General features: G+C 72.3%; 8 protein-coding genes. 4 read left to right on the top strand and 4 right to left on the bottom strand.

Annotation, left to right across the window (positions count from 1 at the left end; genetic code table 11):
* Positions 1-245 precede the first annotated feature (245 nt).
* The 3 genes from NBZ83_RS26855 (at position 246) to NBZ83_RS26845 (ending at position 3,448) form a co-directional block, all read left to right on the top strand.
* Positions 246-1,676, top strand: a complete 1,431-nt coding sequence (locus NBZ83_RS26855; protein ID WP_261564789.1) for a gamma-aminobutyraldehyde dehydrogenase — start codon at positions 246-248, stop codon at positions 1,674-1,676.
* 12 nt (positions 1,677-1,688) lie between these two features.
* Positions 1,689-2,741, top strand: a complete 1,053-nt coding sequence (locus tag NBZ83_RS26850; protein WP_261564788.1) for an alpha/beta fold hydrolase — start codon at positions 1,689-1,691, stop codon at positions 2,739-2,741.
* Between the two features lie 536 nt (positions 2,742-3,277).
* Positions 3,278-3,448, top strand: a complete 171-nt coding sequence (locus NBZ83_RS26845; RefSeq protein WP_261564786.1) for a hypothetical protein — start codon at positions 3,278-3,280, stop codon at positions 3,446-3,448.
* 323 nt (positions 3,449-3,771) lie between these two features.
* Here the strand turns inward: NBZ83_RS26845 and NBZ83_RS26840 are convergent, their stop codons facing one another.
* From NBZ83_RS26840 to aroA, 4 genes are all read right to left on the bottom strand, one after another.
* Entirely contained in the window at positions 3,772-4,491 is a 720-nt protein-coding gene (locus tag NBZ83_RS26840) for a glycerophosphodiester phosphodiesterase (RefSeq protein WP_261576029.1), read from the bottom strand.
* A gap of 94 nt (positions 4,492-4,585) precedes the next feature.
* Positions 4,586-5,425, bottom strand: coding sequence for a histidinol-phosphatase (gene hisN / locus NBZ83_RS26835; RefSeq protein WP_368861915.1), 840 nt, complete (start codon positions 5,423-5,425; stop codon positions 4,586-4,588).
* 99 nt (positions 5,426-5,524) lie between these two features.
* Positions 5,525-6,511, bottom strand: a complete 987-nt coding sequence (rsgA, locus tag NBZ83_RS26830) for a ribosome small subunit-dependent GTPase A (RefSeq protein ID WP_261564782.1) — start codon at positions 6,509-6,511, stop codon at positions 5,525-5,527.
* Between the two features lie 74 nt (positions 6,512-6,585).
* The gene (gene aroA / locus NBZ83_RS26825) at positions 6,586-7,908 is read right to left on the bottom strand and encodes a 3-phosphoshikimate 1-carboxyvinyltransferase (RefSeq protein WP_261564781.1); all 1,323 of its coding nucleotides are present in this window, start codon (positions 7,906-7,908) and stop codon (positions 6,586-6,588) included.
* A gap of 69 nt (positions 7,909-7,977) precedes the next feature.
* Here aroA and NBZ83_RS26820 point away from each other — a divergent pair.
* A partial coding sequence (locus NBZ83_RS26820) for an amidase family protein (protein ID WP_261576028.1) occupies positions 7,978-8,680 on the top strand: 703 nt, incomplete at its 3' end.

Raw genomic sequence — 8,680 nt, 5'->3', positions numbered from 1 at the left:
AGCCACAGGGACGGGACGGCGGGGACTGCGGCGGCGGGGCGGCGGCGGCCCGGCATCGTTTCGACCTGCCTTTCGAAGGGCTGCGCGCAGTCGGCTGGGCCGGGCGCGGGTAGCGTGTTTCCGCGGCGCCACGGTCATTTATTCACGCTATCCGTGGCTGGTGGTTCGTGGAACCATTGTAATCGTTGTGGCGACATACCCGGCGACCAGACGGTCGGGGAGACGATCAGTACGAGGAGAGACGTATGGATGCGATCTTCGCCAACTTCATCAAAGGTGTCTCAGTTTCGGCCGCCGACGGCGCGACGATGTCGATTCTGAACCCGTCGACCGGCGAGCTGCTCGCCGAGGCTCCGCGTTCGGGTCCCGCCGACGTCGACGCCGCCGTCCGGGCCGCATCGACGGCGTTCGAGACCTGGCGCGACACCACCCCGTCCGAGCGTTCCCGCGCACTGCTGCGCCTCGCCGACGCGCTGGAGGAGCGAGCCGGCGAGGTCGCCGCGGTGGAGAGCGCCAATACCGGCAAGCCGCTGCAACTCACCGTGGACGAGGAAGTCGGGCCGTCCGCCGACCAGATCCGCTTCTTCGCCGGCGCCGCGCGCCTGTTGGAGGGACGGGCCGCCGGGGAGTACCTGGCCGGGCACACCAGCTATGTCCGCCGCGAGCCGATCGGGGTCTGCGCGCAGGTCACGCCGTGGAACTACCCGTTGATGATGGCGGTGTGGAAGATTGCCCCGGCGATCGCGGCGGGCAACACGGTCATCCTCAAGCCGGCGGACACGACCCCGGCCTCCAGCCTGCTGCTCGCCGAGATCGCCGCGGAGTTCCTTCCGCCTGGCGTGCTCAACGTCGTGTGCGGCGACCGGGACACCGGGCGGGCACTGGTCGCGCACCCGGGGCCGGCGATGGTGTCGGTGACGGGCAGCGTGCGGGCCGGCATGGAGGTGGCGCGGGCGGCGGCCGACTCGCTCAAGCGGGTGCACCTGGAGCTCGGCGGCAAGGCACCGGTCATCGTCTTCGACGATGTGGACCCGGCCGCCGTCGCCGCGGAGATCGCCGGCGCCGCCTACTTCAACGCCGGCCAGGACTGTACGGCGGCCACCAGGGTGCTGGCCGCACCCGGGATCCATGACGATCTTGCGGCTGCGCTGGCCGAGGCGGCCCGCGGCACGGCCACCGGCTCCCCGGACGAGACCGAGGTCGACTACGGCCCGCTGAACAGCGCCGGCCAGCTCGATCGGGTGGGGGGGTTCGTCCGACGGGCGCCGGAGCACGCCGAGGTGCTCGCCGGCGGCGCGGCCCTCGACCGGCCCGGTTATTTTTATCCGGCCACGGTCGTCGCCGGCCTGCATCAGGACGACGAACTCATCCAGTCGGAGGTCTTCGGCCCGGTCATCACCATGCAGCGTTTCGACTCGGAGGACACCGCGGTGGCCTGGGCCAACGGGGTGGAGTACGGCCTGGCCTCCAGTGTCTGGACGCGCGACCACGGCCGAGCCATGCGGGTCGCGCGCCGGCTGGACTTCGGCTGTGTATGGATCAACACTCACATCTCGATCGTCGCGGAGATGCCGCACGGCGGATTCAAGAAGAGCGGTTATGGCAAGGATCTGTCTGTGTACGGCTTGGAGGACTACACCAGGATCAAGCATGTGATGAGCAACATCGAGTTCTGACCTGGGGTGGCGATGACCGACGATGCGCCGAGTGCGGGAGCTGCGCGCCTGACCCCGCGGTTCGTCACGGTCCACGGGTATCGGCGCTGCTACCTGCGCGTCGGCCGCGGACCGGTGCTGCTACTGATCCACGGTATCGGGGACAACGCCCGCACCTGGGCGCCGATCATTCCCCAGCTTGCGCGGCGCCATACGGTGATAGCCCCCGACCTGCTCGGGCACGGGGAGTCGGAAAAGCCTCGCGGCGATTACTCGGTGGCCGGCTACGCCTGCGGCATGCGTGATCTACTTACGGTGCTCGGCATCGAGCGGGCGACGGTCGTCGGGCATTCACTCGGTGGCGGGGTCGCCATGCAGTTTGCCTACCAGTTCCCGGAACGCTGCGAGCGGCTGGTCCTCGTGGCTACCGGCGGGGTGGGGCCGGATCTGCACCCGGCGCTTCGGGCTGCGGCGTTGCCCGGCGCCGGGGCGGTGCTGTCTCTGATCGGCGTTCCGCCAGTGCGTCTCGCACGCTGGACCGGGCTGCGGGCGCTGCGGCTGCTGAACACCGATCTAGGCCGGGACGCCGAGGATATCCTGCATGTCTGCGACTCACTCGGGGTGCCGACGGCGCGAGCCGCCTTCCTCCGGACGCTGCGTTCCGTGGTGGACGCGCACGGGCAGGCCATCACGATGCTCGATCGCTGCTATCTGGCCGCCGGCATGCCGTCGCTGATCGTCTGGGGCGATCGGGACGCAGTGATTCCGGTCGAACACGCGCGCGTCGCGCATGCGGCGATGCCCGGAAGCCGCCTTGAGATCTTTCCCGGTGCGGGGCATTTCCCTCATCACAGCGATCCTGTGCGCTTCCGGCGGGTTTTTGAGGATTTCCTGGCCACGACCAGGCCGGCAAGCCACTCACCGCAGCAGTGGCGGATGATGCTGCGCGAGCATGGACGGGAGGTGCGAACCGCCCGGCCGGTGGAGCAGCCTGACACACCGCCCCCGCCAGCGACGGCTACCCCGGCCGCCACCGAGAACGCAGTGACCACCATGCCCCCCCGTTCGGGGGCACCCCAGGGCTGAGGCGCTCCACGCTGGGGCGCTGCGGGCGGGGAGCGGCAGGTGCCCGGCGCGCCCGTCGGTCGAGACTCGCGCGGGGGGCGGTATGCAGCCATTGCGGGTCCTGCCTGGCTGGGGGCCGCGCGCTGCGGCGAAGTTCGGGTCTATGCTCGCGTGGCCTCGGATGGACGGCTAAGCGGCGGGTCGGCGGGAAGCCCTCGGGCAGATGCGGTCTGCACTTCTCGGCTGAACCGCTCTCCCCGATGCTCTTCGACGCTCTTCGGTCGCGGGAAGTTCCCAGGGTCGGCCGAGATCCTGCCCACTCGTACCTTGTGCATGACCGCCTGTTCGGGCCAGCCGGCGTTCGGATGATGCACAGTCTTCGGCGCGGGTCTGCATTAACAGGTCGCCACCCGCTATCGTGGAGTTCAACGGGCAGGCTGGCGTCAATATGGCCTATCCTTGGTGGCGTAACACCAAAGTCCTCAAATCTCGGAGGTCGACCCTTGGCACGCCGTGCACGACTCAGCTGGCCGCAGGAACGGCGCCAGGCGAGTGAAGTGGTTGTCAGCCGGGTTGACCCCGGGCGGGGCTGGACGCTGGAGCAGGCTCGTGACCTGGTGCGACAGGGTTACTCCGTCGAGCACGTGGCGGGACGGACCGGGTTTCCGGAGCAGATGCTGAAAGTTGCCGAGGAGACCGGGGAGACCGAGGAGTCGGAGGAGGACTGAGCGGAGTCACCCACCATCCCGGCGTCAGGAAAGTGCCACGGTGAGCCATCGTCGCCACGGGTGCTGGTCGCGCGGTAATCACTTCTGTCGGCCAATCCGTTGGACCGGCCGGCGGATCTTTCGTGGCCACTCTCCGTCGATGGTTGCTATAGCTACCTGAAGCTAACCTAACTGTCGACGATATGACAGTGCGCCGGAGCCGGGTCACGCTGCGCACAACGCAATGGGCGACTTCGTTCGCTTCGTCAACCAATTCGCCTGGTGCGCAGCCTGTGCTGCTTCCGGCTCACCCGCCGGTCCAGCGCTATGCCGGTGGTCCAGAGCTATGCCGCGGCGGAACCGCTGATCCGCACCAGCCGCGCCAGATGGTCGCTGTAGACCGCGTCAAGCCCGTATCCTGCCAGACGGGTCAGCGTGCTTGTGCGCTGCGCATCCCACCCGAACGCGGCGATACCCAGATCGTGCAGAACGGCGACGATCCGCGCCCGCGGTGGTGTCCATTCCCGGGTCCGTAGGTTCAGCGCGGCCACCCCGGCGGCGTGCAGCCGTCCGCCGTATGCGCTGACCCCGCCGCCATCCATCACGGTCCGCATCGACGTGGAGTTCACCAGGCGCACATCAGGGTCCCGGTCCCGGAAGGCGGCGAGCTCCGGCAGGTACCCGCACAGCCACAGCCGCCGGGCCGCCGGAGGGCCGCCCGCCTGCCTGGTGACGGCGACCACGGCGGCCGCCGTGGCCGCCCAGCCGCCGGGCGGACCCTTCAGATCCAGGCTGAACTCGAACGACGTGCCCAGTTCCGCGTAGAACGCGGTCAGCGTCGGCACCCAGCCGGGCAGCCGGTCGGCGCTCAGATCACCGATCCGTCGCCGCCGGCCGGGCGGTCCGAGCACCCCGTCGTGGTGCAGCACCGGCACCCCGTCCGCGGTCAGCCAGGCGTCCGACTCCAACCCGCTTGCCCCGCCGGCCAACGCGCGCCGGAACGCGGGCAGGGTGTTCTCCCGTTGGTACGGGGCCGGCGCCCCGCGGTGCGCGAAGCCGATCACCGGCCGCCACTCATTTCCGTCATCCGAATATCAGGACCGTCCGGTGAAACTCCGCGGGTACCGCATGGGGGCCTCAGGAGGTTCGCGGGGGACCTCAGGAGGTGAAGGAGCGCAGCGCCACCTCGTGCAGGTGGCCGTTCGTCGTCAGTACGGTGCCGTGCCCCGGGCCCCGCCGGCCGGTCAGGTCGGTGAACCGGCCGCCGGCCTCCTCGACGATGACCTGCAGCGCCGCCATGTCCCACAGGGACACCTCGGGCTCGCAGGCCAGGTCCACGGCGCCTTCGGCGACCATCATGTGCGACCAGAAGTCGCCGTAGCCCCGGGTCCGCCAGACCTGGTCGGCCAGGTGCAGGAACTGATCGAGCCGGTCCGCGGTCCGCCAGCCCTCCACCGAGGCGAAGGACAGGAACGCGTCGCCCAGCCGGCTGACCGAGGAGACCTTGAGCGCCCGGGTGTCGCCGGTGGCGTCCCGGGTGAACGCGCCGGTGCCCCGGGCCCCCCACCAGCGTCGGCCCATCGCGGGCGCGCTGGCCACCCCGACGACCATCTCGCCGTCCACCTCGAGGCCGAGCAGAGTGCCCCAGACCGGCACGCCACGCACGAAGTTCTTCGTCCCGTCGACGGGGTCGAGGATCCAGCGCCGCTGGGCGCCCGCACCGACGAGTCCCTCCTCCTCGCCGAGGACGGCGTCCCCCGGCCGGGCGACGGCGAGCCGCTCGCGGATCATGGATTCGACGGCGGTGTCGGCGTCGGAGACCGGCGTGTTGTCCGGCTTGGATTCGACGTGCAGATCAACGGCTTGGAAGCGGGAAAGAGTAATCCGATCGGCGGCGTCCGCAAGACTCAGCGCGAGCGCGAGATCGTCGGCGACGGGGACGGCGTCGGTGTCCTCGGTCGATTCGATGCCCACGGAGGTGGGGTTAGGCGGGGTCACGCTTGCGAGACTACGAGTCGAGCCCACTCACGCGTCGGTCACGCGGACGGTGGGCCCCACGTGGCGGGAAGAGTGTGACCAATCTCCCGATGCACATTCTCAAAGTGGGGTTCCACGCGCGGCCAACAACCGGCGAAGGCTCGCGAGCCGCGCAGCGTCAGCGTCACCGGTGCGCACCGCGGAATCCAGGGCGCAGTCGGGCGACGGCGCGAGATGCTCGCAGCCGGGCTGGCAGCGCTCGGCCGCGGCGGCGATGTCGGAGAAGGCGCGCAGCACCCGGTTCGGCGTCACCGCGCCGAGGCCGAACGACCGCACCCCCGGTGTGTCGATCACGGTCCCGCCCTGGGGGAGCAGCAGCGCCACAGCTGCGGACGACGTGTGCCGCCCGCGGCCCGTCACGGCGTTGACCTCGCCGATCGCCCGGTCCGCGGCCGGCACCAGCCGGTTGACCAGACTGGACTTGCCGACCCCGCTGTGGCCGAAGAACACACTGACCCGGTCGGTCAGCAGCGCCAGCAGCGGGTCGAGGTCGCTGTCTGGACGGGTCGTCAGCACCGGGAATCCCAGCGGCCGGTACAACTCGATCAGCGACGCGGGATCGGCCAGGTCGGTCTTGGTCAGGCACAGCAGCGGGGACAGCCCGCCGTCGTAAGCGGCGACCAGGCAGCGGTCGATCAGGCCCGGCCGAGGCGCCGGATCGGTCACCGAACAGACAATCACCAGGATGTTGGCGTTCGCGACGATCGGCCGCTCCGCGGGGTCGCTGTCGTCGGGGGTGCGCCGTAGGACGCTCGTGCGCTCCTCGCGGCGCACCAGCCGGGCCAGCGCCCCGGACGTCCCCGAGACGTCGCCGACCAGCGCGACCCGGTCCCCGACGACCACCGACGTGCGGCGCATCGACCCGCCGCGCACGGCGGCGACCAGCCGCTGCGGCGTCGGGTCCGGCCGGCAGGTGTAGCGGCCACGGTCGACCCCGACCACCACCGCCGACACCGCCTCGGCATGATCGGGCCGGTCCCGGGTCCGGGGGCGCGAGCTGCGCCCCGGTCGCACCCGGATGTCGTCCTCGTCCAGTTCGCGGGCCATCGGCTAGCCCACGACCCGCGACACCGCGTCGTTCATCCGGCCACCCGTGCCACTCGCCCCGCCACCCGTGCCACTCATCCGGCCAGCATCGCCGTCCACATGCGGGGGAAGTCCGGCACCGTCTTGCCGGTCGTCGCGATGTCGTCGATGACGATCCCCGGCACGACCAGGCCCACCACCGCGTACGCCATGGCCAGGCGGTGGTCGGCGCGCGGGTCGAGCCGCGCGCCGCGCAGGGGCGCCGGCTCGATCGCCAACCCGTCGTCGGTCACCGTGATCCGCGCACCGAGGCGGCCGAGCTCCTGGGCGAGGGCGACGAGCCGGTCGGTCTCCTGCAGGCGCAGGTGCCCGATGCCGCGCAGGCGGGAAGGCGAGTCGGCGAGGGCGGCGAGCGCGGTCAGGACGGGCGCGGCCTCGCCGAAGTCGCCGAGGTCGACGTCGATTCCGTGGATCCCGCCGCCGCCGCTGACCGCCAGGCCCGCCGCGGTGCGCTCGGTGACGGCTCCCATCGCCGCCAGCAGCGTGGGGAGCATCCGACCGGGCTGCTCGGTCGCCTCGGGCCAGTCCGGCACCACCACCCGCCCCCCGGTGGCGAGCGCCGCCGCGAGGAAGGCCGCAGCGCTGTTCATGTCCGGCTCGATGGCCCGGTCGGCGGCGGTGAGCTCGCCAGGCTCGACCCGCCAGCGCCGGCTGCCGTCGGTGTCGGGCGGCGCGACCTGGACCACCGCGCCGGCCGCGCGCAGGTCGGCGACCGTCATGTCCAGGTAGGGGCCCGACGGCAGGCGCGCCCCGCGGTGGATCACCGTGACCCCGGCGTCGTAGCGGGGGGCGGCCAGCAGCAGTCCGGAGACGAGCTGGCTGGAGTCGGAGGCGTCGACGATGACCTCGCCACCGGGCAGCCGGCCGCGGCCGCGCACGGTGAAGGGCATCCGGTCCCCGTCGATGTCGGCGCCGAGCCGGCGCAGCGCGCCGAGCAGCGGGGTGAGCGGCCGGTCGCGCATGCGGGCGTCGCCGTCGAACTCGACGTCGCCCTCGCGCAGGGTGGCCAGGGCCGGGGTGAACCGGGCGACTGTGCCCGCGTTGCCGCACTCGGCCCGCGCGCCGGTGGCGACCCGCGGGGACGGCGCGGGCCGCACCACCCAGTCCGGGCCGTCGGTACTGACCTCAGCACCCAGCGTGCGCAGCACGCCGGCCATCAGCAGGGTGTCCCGCGAGCGCAGGGCGCCGCGCAGCCGGGACGGCCCGTTCGCCAGGGCAGCGAGAACAAGCGCCCGGTTCGTGCCGGACTTCGCGCCCGGTACCGGAACGACGGCCGTCACGGGGCGCTGCGCGGTCGGGGCTGGCCACGGGTCGGACTGCGTGCCCGTGGCCTCGGCGCCGGTCAGGATGCTCACCATGACAGCATGCCGGATGGGTGGCCGCCCTCGGCGTGTCCGTACCGTACGGGTCGGTGAAACGGGTGCTCCATGACTACCCGGGTGCTCCATGACTACCCGGCGTTCGGCGCCACCGAGCTGGCCGCGCTGGTCAGCGCCGGGCTGATCGCCCCGTCGGCCCCGGTCGAGGCGGCCCTGGCCCGGCTGCGGCAGACCGATGGCGTGTTGCGGGCCTTCACCGCCTGCTGGCCGGCCTGGGCCGCGCACCGGGCCGGCGTGGTCGGCCGGGCGCTCGCCCGCGGCGCACAGCTGCCGCTGGCCGGCGTGCCGATCGCGGTCAAGGCGGGCAGCGGCGTCACGGCACCCACGACCCGCCGGCTGCTCGCCGCGGGGGCCATCGTGATCGGGACGACGGCGGTGCCGGTCGCCGCGGCGCATCCCTGGCAGACCTGGGGCCACACCGCCCGTGGCCCGACGGCGAACCCGTGGCGACCCGATCGGGTGCCCGGTGGCTCGTCGGCCGGCTCGGCGGTCGCCGTCGCCAGCGGGGTCGTACCCCTCGCGACCGCCGGCGACGGCGCCGGCTCCACCCGCATCCCCGCGGCCTGGTGCGGGGTGGTCGGTCTCAAGCCGACCAGCGGCCGCTTCCCCGGCCCCGACCGCGCCGGCCTGACCGTCCCCGGACCGATCGTCCGCCGCGCCGTCGACGCCGCCGCCTGGTGGGCGGTCGTCGCAGGCGCCCGCGAGTTGCCACCGGCGCTGCCTCCCGAGGGAGGGCCGGCTGGTGAGGGAC

It is taken from the genome of Frankia gtarii (genome assembly GCF_025403375.1).
GTDB classification, from domain to species: Bacteria; Actinomycetota; Actinomycetes; order Frankiales; family Frankiaceae; genus Frankia; species Frankia gtarii.
Note: the sequence above shows the minus strand (reverse complement) of the source record. Positions and strands in the feature narration are given on the sequence as shown.